Raw genomic sequence first — 16,914 nt, 5'->3', positions numbered from 1 at the left:
GAATAGTACAAGAGGTATTAAATGAAACGTGCAGTGATTACTGGCCTGGGTATCATCTCGAGCATCGGTAACAACAAGCAGGAAGTTCTTGCATCTCTGCAGGAAGGTCGCTCTGGGATCACCTTCTCGCAAGAGCTGAAAGATGCCGGGATGCGTAGTCACGTCTGGGGTGATGTCAAATTAGACACCGCAGGCCTCATCGATCGTAAGATTGTGCGTTTCATGAGTGATGCCTCGATCTACGCTTACCTTTCCATGCAACAGGCGATTGAAGACTCTGGTCTGACCCCTGAAATGGTTTCCAACGAACGTACCGGCCTGATTGCAGGTTCCGGCGGCGGTTCTCCGCGCAATCAGGTTGCGGGCTCCGACGGTATGCGTGCCAAAGGCCTGCGCGGCGTTGGCCCTTACATGGTGACCAAAGCGATGGCTTCCGGCGTTTCAGCCTGCCTTGCGACCCCATTCAAAATTCGTGGTGTTAACTATTCCATCAGTTCTGCCTGCGCCACCTCTGCACACTGCATCGGTAACGCGGTAGAAATGATTCAGCTGGGCAAACAGGACGTGGTGTTTGCCGGTGGCGGTGAAGAGCTGTGCTGGGAAATGGCGTGCGAATTCGACGCGATGGGCGCACTGTCCACCAGCTACAACGAAACTCCAGACAAAGCTTCCCGTACCTACGACAAAGCGCGTGACGGTTTCGTTATCGCAGGCGGCGGCGGTATGGTTGTTGTCGAAGAGCTGGAACACGCTCTGGCACGTGGCGCGCACATTTACGCAGAAATCGTTGGCTACGGCGCAACGTCTGACGGCGCAGACATGGTGGCTCCATCTGGTGAAGGCGCAGTGCGTTGCATGAAAATGGCAATGAACGGCGTGGATACCCCAATCGACTACGTGAACGTGCACGGGACTTCTACCCCGGTCGGCGACGTGAAAGAACTGGGCGCTATCCGTGAAGTGTTCGGCGATAAAACCCCGGCACTGTCTTCTACCAAAGCCATGACCGGTCACTCGCTGGGTGCCGCAGGCGTTCAGGAAGCGATCTATACCTTGCTGATGGCTGAATACGGCTTCATCGCGCCAAGCATCAACATCGAGAATCTCGATGAGCAGGCCGAAGGCATGGACATCATCACTAAACCCACTCAGCGCGAGCTGACGACTGTGATGTCCAACAGCTTCGGCTTCGGTGGCACCAATGCCACGCTGGTCATGCGTAAGCTGAAAAACGACAAATAATCTGTCGCTAAGTTAGTCAATAAAAGCCTGCTTCCGAGCGGGCTTTTTTACATCCATCATCCTTCGGGCCGCCTCTGCGTTGGCTTCGTTCATTCACCTCAGTCACTTACTTTTGTAAGCTCCTGAGGATTCATTCTCTCGCCGCCTTGATGCAACTCGAATGATTTTGGATATGTTTATCAACAATTCAGGTACAATTTCGCCGCTTCTTATTTTCACCTTGTTGACATAATGCTCTCACTCAGACACATCCATCATCGACATCTGCATGTTCCGGCCTGGCTCGGGATAGTGGCGATCCTGATGTTGTTTATTGCGCCGGTGATTTCTAAATCGCTGGTGGCTGAGGGTGCGCAGCATATGATGATGTCCGGCATGGTGATGTCCGATATGGACATGGATATGCCGGATGCAGATATGGCTGACATGAATATGTCAGGCCATCACGCATCATCGATGGAACATTGTCAGAAGCAAGCCTGTAAATCAGCGCCGCAGGATGCGGTGAAAGCGATGCTTTCCGGTGAAATGAGCGATGCTGCCTGCGGTTATTGCGTGCTGCTGGTGCATTTACCGATGCTCGATTTACAGGCCATGCCGATGCTGTGGTCGCTGGATTTTTCCAGCCGTGCCCCTCCGCGCGCTGTTATACAACGTCTTATCCCTTCGCTGTTTTTCACGGATTCCCAACCCCGCGCACCGCCTGTTTTTCTGTAACTGCCTCTGAATCAATTTTTTCAAGTTAACTGCGATTGTTATCGCTGTTGACGGCGTGCTATTTGAAATTCAGGAAATCAGATTTATGAATCAACCTGCAAACCTGCCTGCCAGCGCGGGTAAAAAAATGCCTGCACGAGTGGCCTTTCTGGCGTTGCTGCGCCGCGTGCATTTTTACATTGGCCTGTTCGTCGGACCGTTTATTTTTGTCGCGGCACTCACCGGTACGTTGTATGTGCTGACCCCTCAGTTCGAAAATTATCTCTATTCTGATGCGCTCTTCACCTCCTCACACGGTGAACCGCAGCCGCTTTCCCGACAGATTGATGCGGCGCTAAACGTAACCGGCCAGGATAAACAGATTTATGCGGTCAGACCGGCACCTTCTGCCGGTGAGACCACCCGGGTCATGTTTTCTGATCCGCTACTGGGCGCCTCCAAAAGCCGGGCGATTTTCATCGATCCGGTGACGCTGGCGGTGAAAGGGGACATGACGGTGTACGGCACCAGCGGCATTTTGCCGTTCCGCACCTGGCTGGATGATTTGCATCGCGGCTTACTACTCGGTGATGCGGGGCGCATTTACAGCGAACTCGCCGCCTCCTGGCTTTGGGTAGCGGCATTGGGCGGCGTCGTGCTCTGGTTCACTGGCCGCCGTCAACCCCGCCAGTTGCGTAAGGTCAGCGGGAAAGCGGAAAAACAGCAGCACAGTCGCCGCTGGCACAGCACGCTCGGCCTGTGTTTACTGGCTGGCTTACTGTTCTTCTCCGCTACCGGCCTGACGTGGTCGCAATGGGCGGGTGACAATATCGGTGTGCTGCGCGCGTATATGGGCTGGATGACGCCTGCCGTGAAAACCAGTCTGGATCCGCAGGCGGCCGCCGCACCTGTGGATGAACATGCGGAACATCATGCGCAGATGGCAGACATGCCTGATATGCCGGGAATGGACATGTCTGCGCATAAAATGCCTGCTGTGCCGCAAGCCGTCGCTGTTTCTGCACAGACTTTTGATGCAGTGGTACAGGCGGCGCGTGAGTCTGGCATTGCGGCGAACAAGATTGAAATCCGTCCGACGTATAGTGCGGAGAAAGCCTGGACGGTGACGGAAGTCGATCGCCGCTGGCCGACGCAGGTGGATGCGGTGTCCGTCGATCCCCGTTCAATGCAGATTGTCGATCACGTGCGGTTTGCTGATTTCCCGTTGCTCGCCAAACTCACCCGCTGGGGCGTGGATGCACATATGGGGATTCTGTTCGGCGTCTGGAATCAGGCCATCCTGGTGATTTTTGGTGTCGGACTTTGCGTGATGATTGCCTGGGGATATCGCCTGTGGTGGCTGCGCAGAACTGTCAGCAATGACGGTAGTCATCCGGTTGTTACTCTGCTACAAACCTGGACGTCGGTGCCGTTCAGCCTGCAATGCCCGATTTTGGTGATCACGCTCGGTCTGGCAATTTCATTGCCCGTGATGGGTGCGAGTTTACTTATTTTTATGCTGATCGATGTTATCCGCTGGCAGCGGCGAAATTCTTCGGGTAACGTCAGCGCATTCTGATCAGAGAAGAAAAAAACATGTTGATGGCGGCATCTGGCTCTGTATTGAAGCCTTTTTTACGTGACAGATTTTTGCATCTGTTAATCCTGCTTGGCGTCATTCTGACCCTGTTCCAGCCGGAGAAAATCAGCCGGTTCCCGCAGTTTGTGGACTGGGACACGATCGTCACTTTGCTGGGTTTGCTGATGCTGACCAAGGGCGTTGAGGTCAGCGGTTATTTTGATTTTGTTGGCCGTAAGATGATTAACGCCATCGACAATGAGCGGCGGCTGGCGCTGTTTCTGGTCACTGCGGCGGCGCTGCTGTCCACGTTTATGACCAATGACGTCGCACTGTTCATCGTGATTCCGCTGACGATCACGCTGAAGAAACTGACGTCGTTGCCGGTGACGCGGCTGATTATATTTGAAGCGCTGGCGGTAAATGGCGGTTCGCTGCTTACGCCGATCGGTAATCCGCAAAATATCCTGCTATGGAATAAATCCGGTCAGTCGTTCCTGCATTTTATCGGGCAGATGACACCGCTGGCGCTGATAACCCTGACTGCATTATTGCTGGTGACCTGGTTTTGTTTTCCGTCGCATAGCCTGAAAAAGATTGAGAACAATCAGGGATACCCTTTCCGCAAGCGTCTGCTGGTAAGCTGCGTCGTCCTTTACGTGGTGTTTATTGCCTGTGTCGATCTGGGGCTGGCGTTGTATGGGTTGCTGGCGGTGATCCTGTGCTTTTTATTGCTGGCGCGGAATGTTCTGCTGCGTATCGACTGGCCGCTGATCCTGGTGTTTATCGTGATGTTTATCGATGTGCGTTTACTGGTCGGGTTGAATGCCCTGCAGCCTGCGTTTACCCACATTCATAGCTTGCCAGATTACGGACATTATCTGCTGAGCATCGGGCTTTCTCAGGTGATCAGCAATGTGCCTGCGACGATCCTGATGATCAACTATTTACCTTCCGGGCCGCTGCTGGCTTATGCCGTCAATGCCGGCGGTTTCGGGCTGGCGATAGGCTCATTGGCCAATCTCATCGCGTTACGCATGGCGAATGACAAAAAGATCTGGCTGCGGTTTCACTATTACTCTTTCCCGTTCCTGCTGTTCAGCGGCATCACGGGCTGGCTATTGCTGACGCTGTTTGTTAAATGACGGGCACCTGCAGCGAAGCCAGACGGTTCACGGCGGCGGTGATTTCAGCGGGGGTTAATGCTGAAAACCCCAGCAGCCAGCCGTCCTGATGTCGTGTCACTACACCGGCGCTGGCGGTAAACAAAGGTGAAAGCCGTGGCGTCTCAACGCCAGCCTGTGCGGCAAGGGCGCTGAAATGCGGTTCCTGCCCGGCAGGCAGACGGGCAGCGAGCTGTAGCCCTCCGGCTGCCACCTGAGGTGTCAGCCATTCAATCTTTTGCTTAATTTGCGCCAGCAGATGATCACGGCGGCTATGGTAAAGCTGACGTGACAAGCGCAGATGTGAAGCGAAATGCCCGGCCTGCATAAATTCCGCCGTGACGGCCTGCATCAGTTGCGAAGAATGGCCGTCATTCACGGTGCGCATCATCACCATTGGCGCCACCAGCGCAGGCGGTAATACGGCATAGGCCAGCCGCAAAGACGGAAATAAAACTTTCGAGAACGTCCCCACATAAATAACCCGCTGATGTTTATCCAGTCCCTGCATGGCCGGAAGCGGTCGCCCGTCGTAATGCAGTTCGCTGTCATAATCATCTTCGATGATCCAGCTGTTGTGACGTTTCGCGTATTCGAGCAGGTGTAAACGGCGTGACAAACTCAGGCTGACACCGGTCGGGTAATGGTGTGATGGTGTCAGGTACATAAGGCGTGGCACGGGTGAATCAGCTTCCGGCGCCATTCCCTGCTCATCCACCGCAATGGCGCAAATGTCGGCTCCGGCACTGGCAAACGCGTTGCGGGCGCCCGGATATCCCGGCTGCTCAACCCAAACCCTATCAGCCGGATCAATCAGCAGCATCGCCAGCAGTTGTAATGCCTGCTGAGAACTGGTGGTGATCAGGATGTGTTCAGCGCTGCAAATGACCCCGCGTGACTGCTGAAGATAGCTGGCCAGCACCTCGCGCAACGGCAAATACCCTTGCGGGTCGCCATATCCCAGCAGACGTTCGCCCTGAGTCCGCAGTTGTCTGGCGCTAATTTGCTTCCAGATTTTCAGCGGGAAGGCGCGCAGATCAGGCGAACCGGCTGCAAAGGCGACGGGCGATTGCGGATCACGACAACCGCCGGTGGCGACAATTTTCTCTCCGCGCGCTGACAATCCCGCCAATCCCGGTGGGATGACTTTACTGTTTCGGGAGGACGGAGCGCGGGGCAGTGACTGGCTGACAAAGGTGCCTTTGCCGGTATGGCGCTGAAGATAGCCCTCCGCTTCTGCCTGCGCGTAGGCGGCTTCCACGGTCACCCGTGAGAGTTTCAGATCACAGGCCAGGATGCGGGAAGAGGGCAAGCGTTCTCCGCCAGCCAGCGCGCCGGAATTGATGGCCTGCCGCAACGCAGCACACAGCCGGTCACGCAAACCTGCCGCAGCGCCTGAACCGTTGGTCGCTGTGTTTTCGAAAAGCGTAATCAGTGCAGAGGGCTGAGACAGTGCTGGCATAATGGGTCTTATCATCGGCTTGAAATTGGCATTAATCATAAGACCAAAAACAGCGATGATGGAACTGTTTTCAGCCATATCACTTAATGAGGAAGCGTTTATGCAACAAGAGTCTTATGTTTTGGGATTCGCCCCACCGTCACCTGAAATCAGTGCTGCGTATTTGTTGTCGAAACTGAGTTTTTATACTGATGCCGCCGATGTCGCGGCGGATTTACAAAACGGTGTGAGCGCAATTGTGGTTATTGATACCCGTTCTGCTGAACATTATGTACGCGGCCATGTGCCGGGCGCGGTCAGTTTTCCGCATAAACTGATGACAGCAGAAAGCACCCGCGAACTTCTCAAAGACGTGGTGTACGTGACGTATTGCGACGGAATTGGCTGCAACGGTTCGACGCAGGGCGCGTATAAACTGGCGAAACTTGGATTCAGGGTAAAGGAAATGATTGGCGGGCTGGATTTCTGGATCCGCGATCAGCACCCGGTTACGCCAGGTGAAGAACGCGGACAGTACTCACGGGAACAAATGCCGCCAGATTGCGGTTGTTGATAGGGCGTTATTGCAGGATTAAAACAGCAACCACAACAGCAGTACGACCACCACGAACGCGATAAACAACAGCGGCTTGCCGCCCATCGCCTGCATGGACGGCGGCAACATCGCGATAAACGGATTCATGATCGGTTGAGGATCGGTCCGTGTCACGGTGGTGAATGTATCGTCTGTATCATCGGCGCGTGGAGAACGGTCAACCCGCTGGCTGAACAGCACACCAATCAGATCACTGACCTGAACCTGCGTCAGCGGCGTGGAAAGCGTCGCACTGAAACGGTTTTCGGCGTATTCCGTTAGCTGATGAATTTCATGGGTGCTGGCCGGTTGCTTGAGCACGCTCAGCAATGTGGTCAGCGTTGGTGCTGTGGTCTGCTGGCTCAGTGACGCTTTCACCTGCATAAACTGGCTGAGCACCTGAAAATGCTTCGCCGGTATAGGTTCGCCCACTTTCACGCCAACCAGCGTAAACAGTTCCTGCCAGACTTTCACCGGGGCTTCGCCAGTGGCTGCACTGAGGCGGGTGACAAGCTGTTGCAGGCTGTTGTGTTCGGCAGGCAGCAACGGACGATCGGTGACCGGCGTCTGCTGGGGCTGCGGGATATTCATCTGACGGGTCTGGATCAGATCCAGCACCTGTTGCAACTGCGGATGCGTCAGCTGACTCAGTACGGTATGACCGAAATTCTGGCGGATAAAATCGCTCACCGCCTGCCGGTTATTACCCTGCGGCAGCAGCTCAGTCAGTTGCAGCATCAGCTGGCGTGAGGCATGGCTGTCCTGCGCCTGCGAGAGTTTTCCCTGCAACAGCGCTTCGGCCTGCGGGAATTGCTGTGAGGTGATTTCTGCACCGTGAGGCAACGCAAGATCGTGGCGCAAATTGGCCCAGATCTCAGCAGATTTGATTGGCGTCAGTGCCATCAGTTTGACGATCAGTTTTTCCAGCGTGGTGCGCTGTACCGGCGTTAATGGCAGCTCAGTACCTGCTTTAGCCGGAACGGTCTGACCCTGGGGTTGTGTTCTGTTGTCGCCAACCGGCATGCCCGGGCCGCTCAAAGGTTGCATATCACCGTCCTTCGCTGGAAATTTAAAACGTCGCTTAAACTCAATGATAAGTAAAAAGCACGGCGCAGAGCGCGGAAGCGCCTCATCATACCTGCAAAGTGTTTTAATCGACACAGTGAATAGCAGGCTGAGAAAGATTCTTCAGGATATTGTTTCCTAAAACAGCCGCTAAAAACGTCTGGCGGGGCGCGAAAGCAGAAAGTGGAGGGAAGGCGCCACCCTCTTCAGTGAAGATGGCATACGATTGAGATAATTTATTTTTGTTTCGCGGACGCGCTACGGGTGAACAGCGGCTTTCGCAAACGCTGTGCCAGAATGACCCCGGCAAGCGTGATACCTCCGCCAATCAGATGGTAGCTGTGCAACTGTTCGTGCAGAAACAGTACGGCGATGACCGCAGTGAAAATCGGCGACAGATTCATGAAAATCGACGCTTTATTGGCACCCAAACGGATCACGCCCTGGATCCACAAAAATGGCGCAATAATTGACGCCGGGATCCCGGCGAAAAGCACCAGCGGAATATTATGTGCCGTCAGGCTGACATCCTTCGCGAGCAGGAAGTTGGGCAGCAGCAATAAAACGCCGAAAATGATCTGCACATACAACGACTGCCAGTTCGGCAGCGGGATCGCCCAGCGTTTGGTGAGCACGCCATACAGCGCGTAGGAGGCCGAAGCCGCAAACATCATCAGTTCGCCCGTGCCGATGCCGTGTTGCAGCAACTGCGCCGGATCCCCGGCACTGACCAGCCAGACTAAACCGCCGAGGGAAATAATACTGCCCAGCGCCACACCCACTGTCGGGACCACACTGAGCACAAACAGGCCAATCAGCACGGTCAGCAGCGGGATGAGTGAATTCAGGATACCCATAAACAGTGCGCTGACGCTGTGTGCGGCGTAGTAAGCCAGACTCTGATACAGCACCATGCCCAACAGGCCGAGGATCAGCAGTTTCCACCCGTATTGTTTCACCACCTGAAGGTTGCGCAGCATGCCGGGCAGAACGAAAGGCGTTAGCGTCAGCAATGCCAGAAGCCAGCGGTAGAACGAAATGGCGGCAGGATCAATCGCGCTGGCCGAGGCTTTGCTGACAACAGCATTCAGCGACCAGATCAGGACGGCGAGCAGGGGAAAGAGCACATTCATTGAATATTATTCCTGAGTAAATCGTCACGTCAGTGTACGGTTGTCTTATTTGTTATATATAACGATAATCAGACAACTGATCGCGTAATTCAGACAATCCTCGTGTTGCTCACAGACAAAAGGTATTTATGCCCGCGCCCCGTAGTTCTTTGCCCCGATATTACCCGCCGTTACCGGAAAAGATGCCGGTGACCCTGCTTTTTCGCGGGGAAATTGTGGAGGGGAATTCTGAGTATGTTGAGCATTCACATCCGTGGAGCCAGATTATCTGCGTGAAATCCGGCGTTCTTGCCATGCGCGTAGCCGGACAGCGTTATCTGGCCCCGCGTGAATTCGCTATCTGGGTGCCCGCAGGGGTTGAGCATTCAAGCTATAACCGTAAAACCACGCGTTTTTGCGTCATTGATATCGCGCCTGAGCTGGATACCCATCTGCCCGCCGGGCCTTGCCTGCTGACGCCGACGGCCATTTTTAACGCCATTGCTGATGACTGTTTCTCACGGAATATGACCGAGCCGCAGAGTGAAACGGATCTGCGTATGTGCCGCGTTTTACTGGATCAAATCAGTCTGGCACCCCGTCAGAACACCTATTTACCCACATCGGAAAATAAATTACTGGCCCCCGTTCTGAGCGCACTGGAGAAAAACCCGGCGGATAATACGTCGCTGGCGCAATGGGCGAAGCAGGTGTATACCACCGAACGAACATTGTCGCGGCGTTGCCAGCAGGAACTGGGGATGAGTTTTGCCCAATGGCGTCAGCGGTTGCGTTTCCTGCATTCGGTCTCATTGCTGGAGCAGGGGAAAACGGTGCAGGAAGTCGCGCTTGATCTGGGCTACAGCTCGTCTTCGGCATTTATCGCCATGTTCCAGCAGGTTTCCGGCACCACGCCGCAGCGTTTTCGTAACGACAGGTAAACCTGTGCCCTGAAAGTTGGGATCTGGCCCGGTATCGTGGCAAAATCAATGCCCTCTTTATTTTCTATTCTTTCTTTAGGCCATGCTGCCGGAGACAAACGTGAAAATCCTGGTTGATGAAAATATGCCGTATGCCGTCGAGCTTTTTAGCCGGTTGGGGAACGTGCAGGCCGTACCTGGCCGTCCTATCCCGCAAGATGCCCTGAATGATGCCGATGCGTTGATGGTGCGGTCTGTGACCAAAGTGAACGAAAGTTTGCTGGCGGGAAAACCGGTGAAATTTGTGGGTACCGCCACGGCGGGCACCGATCACGTTGATGATGCATGGCTTGCCAGCGCAGGGATTGGTTTCTCGGCCGCGCCCGGCTGTAATGCCATTGCCGTGGTGGAATATGTTTTCTCATCCTTGCTGATCCTTGCTCAGCGCGACGGTTTCCATCTGCGCGATAAAACGGTCGGGATCATTGGTGTCGGTAACGTCGGTTCACGTCTGAATACCCGCCTTGAAGCGCTGGGTGTACGCACGTTATTGTGCGATCCGCCGCGAGCCGATCGGGGTGATGCCGGTGAATTCTGGCCGCTTGAGAAGCTGGTCGCTGAAGCCGATATCCTGACGTTCCATACGCCGCTGAATATGTCCGGCCCTTATGCCACACATCATCTGGTGGATGCGGATTTACTGGCGCGTCTGCCCGCTGACCGGATCCTCATTAACGCCTGTCGTGGTGAGGTGGTGGATAACGCCGCGCTGCTCGACGCACTGAATGGCAGCAAAAAACTGACGGCTGTGCTGGATGTCTGGGAACCGGAACCTGATTTGTCGTTAGCGTTGCTGGATAAAGTTGCTATCGGCACGGCACATATCGCCGGTTACAGCCTGGAAGGGAAAGCACGCGGCACCACACAGGTGTTCGAAGCATTCAGTCAGTTTATCGGTCAGCCACAAACGGTGCCGCCGGAATCATTACTCCCTGCGCCTGAATTTGCCGAAGTGACGCTGAGTGGCGCGCTGAGCGAAGCCAAACTGCTGCGTCTTATTCACTTAGTGTATGATGTGCGCCGCGATGACCGGCCTTTGCGCCGTGTCGCCGGAAAACCGGGCGAATTCGACAAGCTGCGTAAGTTCTATGAAGAACGTCGTGAGTGGTCATCTTTACGGGTGATTTGCGACGATGCGGCGACCGCCGGTGTGTTGAAAAAACTGGGCTTTAACAGCCAGTTAGCCACTGCTTAAAACGGCCTTAAGTTTTTTCGCCGCGAGTGGTGTGATAACACGTTTGCAAACAGGGCGGTGATCATCATCGCCCCTTGTATTTTGTACTTTTATTTTCTGGAGAATACCAACATGTCTGATGGCTGGAATATTGCGCTGCTTGGCGCAACGGGCGCAGTCGGTGATGCGTTACTGGAATTATTGGCTGATCGTCAGTTCCCGGTTGGTGAGCTCTTCCCGCTGGCAAGTGAACGCAGCGCCGGTAAGACCGTGCGTTTTAACGGCAAAAGTCTGCGCGTACAACAGGCATCTGAGTTCGACTGGTCGCAGGTCCAACTGGCGTTCTTTGTTGCGGGTTCTGAGGCTTCTGCCTTGTATGCCGAAGAAGCGGCAAATCAGGGCTGTCTGGTCATCGACAGCAGCGGCCTGTTCTCTCTTGAACATGATATTCCTCTGGTGGTGCCGGGCGTGAACCCTGACGCACTGTCTCATTACCGCAACCGCAATATCGTGGCCGTGGCCGACAGCCTGACCAGCCAACTGCTGACCGCCATCAAACCACTGACCGAACAGGCCGGTTTGTCGCGTCTGCATGTCACTTCTTTGCTTTCCGTTTCTGCGCTGGGCAAAGCCGCGGTTGACGATCTGGCCGGGCAAAGCGCCCGTCTGCTGAACGGCATTCCGGCAGAAGAAGGCATTTTCAGCAAACAACTGGCGTTTAACCTGTTACCGCTGGTCAGTGATGAAGAGGGCAGTGTGCGTCAGGAACGCCGCCTGGTGGATCAGGTTCGCAAGGTGTTGCAGGACGATGGGCTGCCGATTTCTGTCAGTTGCGTGCAGTCGCCGGTGTTTTACGGTCACGCGCAGGTGGTTCATATGGAAGGTTTGCGTCCGCTGTCAGCGGAAGAAGCGCGCGCTGAACTCGAACGCATTGATGATATTAATCTGAGCGATGAAGATGATTTCCCGACGCAGGTCAGTGATGCGTCCGGTAATGCCAATCTGAGCATCGGTTGTATCCGTAATGACTACGGCATTCCTGAGTTACTGCAATTCTGGTCAGTGGCTGACAACGTCCGTTTTGGCGGCGCACTGATGGCGGTGGAAACCGCAGAGAAGCTGATTAACGAGTACTGGTACTGATTATGTCCGATGAAGTGATCGCTGACGTCAGCACCGCACCGGTTGCCGGACGTGTGGCGTTAGGCATTGAATATGACGGCAGTGCCTATTTTGGCTGGCAGCGTCAGCAGGGCGTCGCCAGCGTGCAGGAGTGTCTGGAAAAAGCACTGAGCCGTGTGGCCAATGCACCGATCGTCGTGTTTTGCGCCGGGCGTACAGACGCAGGCGTCAGCGCAACGGGGCAGGTGGTGCATTTCGACACGCCGGTGCTGCGCAAAGACGCGGCATGGACGATGGGGGTGAATACCCATTTGCCCAAAGATATCGCTGTGCGCTGGTGTGCGAATGTGGGCGAGGATTTTCATGCCCGTTTCAGCGCCACCGCCCGCCGGTATCGATACGTTATTTATAACAACCGTTACCGTTCAGCGATTTTGCATGCCGGCGTGACCCATGTTCACATGCCGCTCGACGTCGAAAAAATGCAGCTTGCCGGTCAGGCGTTGCTGGGTGAGAACGATTTCACGTCTTTTCGTGCATCACAGTGCCAGTCGCGTACGCCGTGGCGTTATGTGATGCATGTGAATGTGAGCCGTCACGGCAGCTATGTGGTGGTCGATATCAAGGCTAATGCGTTTGTTCATCACATGGTGCGCAACATCGTGGGTAGCCTGGTGGAAATCGGTGCCGGTAATCAGCCTGTTGGCTGGATGGGGGAGCTACTGGCAGCGAAAGATCGCAATCTTGCGGCAGCTACGGGCAAGCCTGAAGGGTTATATCTGGTCTGCGTGGATTACCCTGAGAAATTTGCGCTGCCTCAGGTGAATATGGGACCCCTGTTCCTCGAAGATTAAGGAACGGATCAAGCGATTGTTTAAATGGGCTGTTAAACCGGAAAGAGGTGGAAAATCAAATGGGTTTTATTCACTTTGTCATTGATTTTATTTTGCATATTGATGTGCATTTAGCGGAGCTGGTTGCGCAGTATGGCATCTGGGTTTACGGCATTTTATTCCTGATTTTGTTCTGCGAAACCGGTCTGGTGGTGACACCTTTCCTGCCGGGTGACTCATTATTGTTCGTAGCAGGTGCGCTGGCGGCGTTGCCGGGCAACGACATGAACGTTCATCTGATGGCGTTCCTGATGGCGATTGCGGCGATACTCGGCGATGCGGTGAACTACACTATCGGACGGGTCTTTGGTGAACGTCTGTTCAGTAATCCTGATTCAAAGATTTTCCGTCGCAGTTATTTGGACAAGACGCATAAGTTTTACGAGAAACATGGCGGCAAAACGATTATTCTTGCGCGCTTCGTGCCGATCGTCCGCACGTTTGCACCGTTTGTGGCCGGTATGGGGCATATGTCTTACCGCCATTTCGCTGCGTATAACGTGATTGGTGCACTGGTTTGGGTGCTGTTATTTACCTATGCTGGCTACCTTTTCGGCGATCTGCCGATTGTTCAGGAAAATCTGAAATTACTGATCGTGGCAATCATTGTGGTTTCCATCCTGCCGGGTGTGATTGAAATCTGGCGGCACAAACGCGCAGCGGCCAAAGAAAAGCGTCAACAGGATTAATTCCGTACGTTTTTTACGCAAGCGCTTTAAAATTTAAGGCATTAAACCTGAGGGTAGGACCAGTTTTTTATCCACAGTGTCTGGCCGTTATGGTTTAATGAGCGACAATTTATGGTCTGTTCCTGCGAACAACCCTTCTGTGGCGCGGTGTGTGAGGTTTTTTATCACCCCGTACACAGGCGATTTTGGGTAGGTTTCAGGGGACTTGTTACAGCATGAACAGCGGACTGGCTTCGGCCGGGTTCAAACAGAAAGGTTATCGATGAGCTGGATTGAACGAATTCTTAGTAAGAGCACTGACTCGCAAACCCGTAAGGCAAGTATTCCTGAGGGCGTCTGGACTAAATGTGACAGCTGCGGGCAGGTCCTTTACCGCGCCGAGCTTGAGCGCAATCTCATGGTGTGCCCTAAGTGCGACCACCATATGCGCCTTACCGCGCGTATGCGTCTGTCCACTTTCATGGACGAGGGCAGTGAGATTGAGTTAGGCAGTGAGCTTGAGCCTAAAGATGTTCTGAAGTTTAAAGATTCCAAGAAATACAAAGATCGTCTGGTTGCAGCACAAAAAGAAACCAACGAAAAAGACGCCATGGTCGTCATGAAAGGTACGCTGTTTGGCATGCCAATCGTGGTCGCATCGTTTGAATTTGCTTTCATGGGCGGTTCAATGGCGTCCGTCGTGGGGGCACGTTTTGTGCGTGCCGTTGAGCAGGCACTGGAAGATAACTGCCCGCTGGTCTGTTTCTCTGCCAGTGGCGGCGCCCGTATGCAGGAAGCGCTGATGTCGCTGATGCAGATGGCGAAAACCAGTGCAGCACTGGCGAAGTTACAGGAACGTGGCCTGCCATACATTTCTGTACTGACTGACCCTACGATGGGCGGTGTTTCTGCCAGTCTGGCAATGCTGGGTGACATTAACGTCGCGGAGCCGAAGGCGCTGATCGGTTTTGCCGGTCCACGTGTTATCGAGCAAACCGTTCGTGAAAAACTGCCGCCGGGCTTCCAGCGCAGTGAATTCCTGATCGAAAAAGGTGCGATTGATATGATCGTACGTCGTCCGGAAATGCGCGCCAAACTGGGCAGCGTTCTGGCGAAACTGACCGGGCAACCGGAGCCGAAAGTGGCTGACGTCCATGTTGCTGTCAACGGTTCTGCCGCTGACAACCAGGATGCCTGATCGAACAGGGTAAACGCCGGTCAGTTATTCGGGCGGCCACCGCGTGTTGTGCCGCCCACACTGTTTTTCTGCAAAACAGACAGCCGTGCTTTTACTCTGTTGGTGTGATCTGACAAAGAGGGCATTGCCTGCTGTCACAGTCTGGTGATGTAGTGTCGAAGTGAACCTGACAAGGTTGAACGGGACTCATGCAAAATCAACTTATTCCCCAAGCCACGTCGCCTTTGGCCACGTGGCTTTATTATCTTGAACATCTCCACTCTCAGGCTATTGAGCTTGGCCTTGACCGGGTCAAAGCGGTTGCCGCCAAACTCGACTTACTGACGCCAGCGCCGCTGGTTTTCACCGTGGCCGGAACTAATGGTAAAGGCACCACCTGCGCGACGCTGGAATCCATCCTGATGGCGGCGGGTTACCGTGTGGGCGTTTACAGCTCCCCGCATCTGGTGCGCTACACTGAACGTGTCCGTATTCAGGGGGAAGAATTAGCGGAATCTGCGCATTGCGAATCTTTTGCGGGGCTGGAGGCTGGCCGTGGCGATATCTCGCTGACCTACTTTGAATACGGCACATTGTCGGCGTTGCAGCTGTTTAAACAGGCTAAGCTGGATGTGGTGATACTTGAAGTCGGGCTGGGCGGTCGTCTGGATGCGACTAATATTGTCGATGCCAGCGTGGCTGTCGTCACCAGTATTGCGCTGGATCATACCGACTGGCTGGGATCTGACCGCGAAAGTATTGGCCGCGAAAAAGCCGGTATTTTCCGCGCCGGTAAACCGGCCGTGGTGGGTGAGCCGGATATGCCACAATCCATTGCTGCGGTTGCGCAGGAAAAACATGCGGATTTACACCGCCGCGATGTGAACTGGCATTTTTCTGCGGATGCCGGACAGTGGCGCTGGGCAGCGCGGGAAGAAGGTAATGAGGTTAACGTGCTGGAAGGTTTACCGTTGCCGAATGTACCGCTGGCTAACGCCGCGACCGCGCTGGCTGCACTGCATTATTCAACACTGGATATCCCTGAAGCCGCGTTGCGCAGCGGTTTACAGCGCGCTGCTTTGCCGGGACGTTTCCAGACGGTGAGTGAATCGCCAAGGCTGATCCTGGATGTCGCGCACAATCCGCATGCGGCAGCGTATCTGGCCGGACGTCTGGCGGAACAGCCGCGAAAGGGTGGCAAAGTGCGTGCCGTCGTCGGAATGTTGAAAGACAAAGATATTGCCGGTACGCTGGCTTGCCTGTCGCCGCAGGTGGATGAATGGTATTGCGCGCCGCTGGAAGGCCCGCGCGGGGCCAGTGTCGAAGAACTGACCGTCCATCTGCCGCAGGCGCGCCAGTTTGATGATGTGGAGTCTGCCTGGAAACAGGCTATGCAGGAGGCGGCTCCTCAGGATATTGTGATTGTCTGCGGCTCGTTCCATACCGTAGCTCACGTAATGGATGCTATAGACACGGGGAAAACCAGTGGCAAGTAAGTTTCAAAATCGTCTGGTCGGGACGGTCATTCTGGTGGCACTGGGTGTCATCATTTTGCCTGGTTTACTCGACGGCAAGAAAAAGCATTACGAAGACGAATTTGCGTCTATTCCATTGGTGCCAAAACCGGGTGATGTTGAGGAACAGGACTCGGTGCCACCGGTCACGCAATCTTTGCCTGCTCAGCCGCCGGAAGGTGCCGATCAGATGATGAATGGTGAACAGGACGATACAAGTCCTGCCAATAACACCAACGCCGCCAATCATGGCAATGTGGCGCCGGGTAATACCACGATAGAAGCGCCGCCGGTCACCACACTGCCTGAGCAGAAAAAACCGGTGCAGCCTGCTCCTCAAAAACCCAAAGTGATCGAACCGAAACCGATGGTGGAAGCGAAGCCAACGGTGAAACCGAAGCCGGTCGAACAGCCAAAACCGGTTGAGCAACCGAAGGCCGTTGCTGAACAGCCAAAACCGGTTGAACAGCCGAAGGCTGCGCCGGCAGAAAAA

Annotated in this window: 16 protein-coding genes; 13 read left to right on the top strand and 3 right to left on the bottom strand. The window is 54.5% G+C overall.

Annotation, left to right across the window (positions count from 1 at the left end; translation table 11 throughout):
- The first annotated feature begins 21 nt into the window (after window positions 1-21).
- The 4 genes from fabB (at window position 22) to UC14_RS11235 (ending at window position 4,662) form a co-directional block, all read left to right on the top strand.
- A complete protein-coding gene (gene fabB, locus UC14_RS11250) occupies window positions 22-1,242 on the top strand; it encodes a beta-ketoacyl-ACP synthase I (protein ID WP_013574545.1) in 1,221 nt (406 codons plus the stop codon).
- A gap of 231 nt (window positions 1,243-1,473) precedes the next feature.
- Entirely contained in the window at window positions 1,474-1,959 is a 486-nt protein-coding gene (locus tag UC14_RS11245) for a DUF2946 domain-containing protein (RefSeq protein ID WP_112151220.1), read from the top strand.
- A gap of 85 nt (window positions 1,960-2,044) precedes the next feature.
- Window positions 2,045-3,517, top strand: coding sequence for a PepSY domain-containing protein (locus tag UC14_RS11240; protein ID WP_112197711.1), 1,473 nt, complete (start codon window positions 2,045-2,047; stop codon window positions 3,515-3,517).
- Between the two features lie 17 nt (window positions 3,518-3,534).
- The gene (locus UC14_RS11235) at window positions 3,535-4,662 is read left to right on the top strand and encodes an SLC13 family permease (RefSeq protein WP_112197710.1); all 1,128 of its coding nucleotides are present in this window, start codon (window positions 3,535-3,537) and stop codon (window positions 4,660-4,662) included.
- Here the strand turns inward: UC14_RS11235 and UC14_RS11230 are convergent.
- Complete coding sequence (locus tag UC14_RS11230) at window positions 4,655-6,142, bottom strand: PLP-dependent aminotransferase family protein (protein WP_232829670.1); 1,488 nt, start codon at window positions 6,140-6,142, stop codon at window positions 4,655-4,657. The two genes, UC14_RS11235 and UC14_RS11230, sit on opposite strands and share 8 nt — an antisense overlap.
- Before the next feature lie 100 nt (window positions 6,143-6,242).
- Between UC14_RS11230 and UC14_RS11225 the strand changes: the two genes are divergently transcribed.
- Window positions 6,243-6,695 carry a rhodanese-like domain-containing protein gene (locus UC14_RS11225; protein ID WP_112197708.1) on the top strand — a complete coding sequence of 151 codons (453 nt, stop codon included), beginning with the start codon at window positions 6,243-6,245 and terminating at the stop codon, window positions 6,693-6,695.
- Window positions 6,696-6,713: 18 nt separating this feature from the next.
- Here the strand turns inward: UC14_RS11225 and flk are convergent, their stop codons facing one another.
- Both flk and UC14_RS11215 read right to left on the bottom strand, forming a co-directional pair.
- Window positions 6,714-7,763 (bottom strand): flagella biosynthesis regulator Flk, encoded by a 1,050-nt coding sequence (gene flk / locus UC14_RS11220; protein WP_013574551.1) that lies wholly within the window; start codon window positions 7,761-7,763, stop codon window positions 6,714-6,716.
- 254 nt (window positions 7,764-8,017) lie between these two features.
- The gene (locus tag UC14_RS11215) at window positions 8,018-8,914 is read right to left on the bottom strand and encodes a DMT family transporter (protein WP_013574552.1); all 897 of its coding nucleotides are present in this window, start codon (window positions 8,912-8,914) and stop codon (window positions 8,018-8,020) included.
- Window positions 8,915-9,042: 128 nt separating this feature from the next.
- On the opposite strand from UC14_RS11215, the gene UC14_RS11210 reads away from it, so the two are divergent.
- From UC14_RS11210 to dedD, 8 genes are all read left to right on the top strand, one after another.
- Complete coding sequence (locus UC14_RS11210) at window positions 9,043-9,834, top strand: helix-turn-helix domain-containing protein (RefSeq protein ID WP_037036224.1); 792 nt, start codon at window positions 9,043-9,045, stop codon at window positions 9,832-9,834.
- Between the two features lie 100 nt (window positions 9,835-9,934).
- A complete protein-coding gene (gene pdxB / locus UC14_RS11205; RefSeq protein ID WP_112151215.1) occupies window positions 9,935-11,068 on the top strand; it encodes a 4-phosphoerythronate dehydrogenase PdxB in 1,134 nt (377 codons plus the stop codon).
- A gap of 111 nt (window positions 11,069-11,179) precedes the next feature.
- On the top strand, window positions 11,180-12,190 hold the full coding sequence (locus UC14_RS11200) for an aspartate-semialdehyde dehydrogenase (protein ID WP_013574555.1): 1,011 nt from the start codon (window positions 11,180-11,182) through the stop codon (window positions 12,188-12,190).
- A gap of 2 nt (window positions 12,191-12,192) precedes the next feature.
- The gene (gene truA, locus UC14_RS11195) at window positions 12,193-13,023 is read left to right on the top strand and encodes a tRNA pseudouridine(38-40) synthase TruA (RefSeq protein WP_013574556.1); all 831 of its coding nucleotides are present in this window, start codon (window positions 12,193-12,195) and stop codon (window positions 13,021-13,023) included.
- Between the two features lie 59 nt (window positions 13,024-13,082).
- The gene (locus UC14_RS11190) at window positions 13,083-13,751 is read left to right on the top strand and encodes a DedA family protein (RefSeq protein ID WP_013574557.1); all 669 of its coding nucleotides are present in this window, start codon (window positions 13,083-13,085) and stop codon (window positions 13,749-13,751) included.
- A gap of 262 nt (window positions 13,752-14,013) precedes the next feature.
- Window positions 14,014-14,928 (top strand): acetyl-CoA carboxylase, carboxyltransferase subunit beta, encoded by a 915-nt coding sequence (accD, locus tag UC14_RS11185; protein WP_013574558.1) that lies wholly within the window; start codon window positions 14,014-14,016, stop codon window positions 14,926-14,928.
- 188 nt (window positions 14,929-15,116) lie between these two features.
- A complete protein-coding gene (gene folC / locus UC14_RS11180; protein ID WP_013574559.1) occupies window positions 15,117-16,403 on the top strand; it encodes a bifunctional tetrahydrofolate synthase/dihydrofolate synthase in 1,287 nt (428 codons plus the stop codon).
- On the top strand, window positions 16,393-16,914 hold a 522-nt coding region (dedD, locus tag UC14_RS11175; RefSeq protein ID WP_112197707.1), incomplete at its 3' end, for a cell division protein DedD. The genes folC and dedD, both read left to right, overlap by 11 nt.

The sequence above is a fragment of the Rahnella sp. NRRL B-41462 genome (assembly GCF_003263525.1).
GTDB lineage: Bacteria > Pseudomonadota > Gammaproteobacteria > Enterobacterales > Enterobacteriaceae > Rahnella > Rahnella aceris.
Note: the sequence above shows the minus strand (reverse complement) of the source record. Positions and strands in the feature narration are given on the sequence as shown.

Excerpts from the sequence above, each read along its gene's own strand:
- UC14_RS11210 (WP_037036224.1), top strand. The coding sequence starts at position 9,043 with ATGCCCGCGCCCCGTAGTTCTTTGCCCCGATATTACCCGCCGTTACCG.
- fabB (WP_013574545.1), top strand. The coding sequence starts at position 22 with ATGAAACGTGCAGTGATTACTGGCCTGGGTATCATCTCGAGCATCGGT.
- UC14_RS11230 (WP_232829670.1), bottom strand. The coding sequence starts at position 6,142 with ATGCCAGCACTGTCTCAGCCCTCTGCACTGATTACGCTTTTCGAAAAC.
- folC (WP_013574559.1), top strand. The coding sequence starts at position 15,117 with ATGCAAAATCAACTTATTCCCCAAGCCACGTCGCCTTTGGCCACGTGG.
- UC14_RS11190 (WP_013574557.1), top strand. The coding sequence starts at position 13,083 with ATGGGTTTTATTCACTTTGTCATTGATTTTATTTTGCATATTGATGTG.
- flk (WP_013574551.1), bottom strand. The coding sequence starts at position 7,763 with ATGCAACCTTTGAGCGGCCCGGGCATGCCGGTTGGCGACAACAGAACA.
- UC14_RS11245 (WP_112151220.1), top strand. The coding sequence starts at position 1,474 with ATGCTCTCACTCAGACACATCCATCATCGACATCTGCATGTTCCGGCC.
- UC14_RS11240 (WP_112197711.1), top strand. The coding sequence starts at position 2,045 with ATGAATCAACCTGCAAACCTGCCTGCCAGCGCGGGTAAAAAAATGCCT.
- accD (WP_013574558.1), top strand. The coding sequence starts at position 14,014 with ATGAGCTGGATTGAACGAATTCTTAGTAAGAGCACTGACTCGCAAACC.
- UC14_RS11235 (WP_112197710.1), top strand. The coding sequence starts at position 3,535 with ATGTTGATGGCGGCATCTGGCTCTGTATTGAAGCCTTTTTTACGTGAC.
- UC14_RS11215 (WP_013574552.1), bottom strand. The coding sequence starts at position 8,914 with ATGAATGTGCTCTTTCCCCTGCTCGCCGTCCTGATCTGGTCGCTGAAT.
- UC14_RS11200 (WP_013574555.1), top strand. The coding sequence starts at position 11,180 with ATGTCTGATGGCTGGAATATTGCGCTGCTTGGCGCAACGGGCGCAGTC.
- truA (WP_013574556.1), top strand. The coding sequence starts at position 12,193 with ATGTCCGATGAAGTGATCGCTGACGTCAGCACCGCACCGGTTGCCGGA.
- UC14_RS11225 (WP_112197708.1), top strand. The coding sequence starts at position 6,243 with ATGCAACAAGAGTCTTATGTTTTGGGATTCGCCCCACCGTCACCTGAA.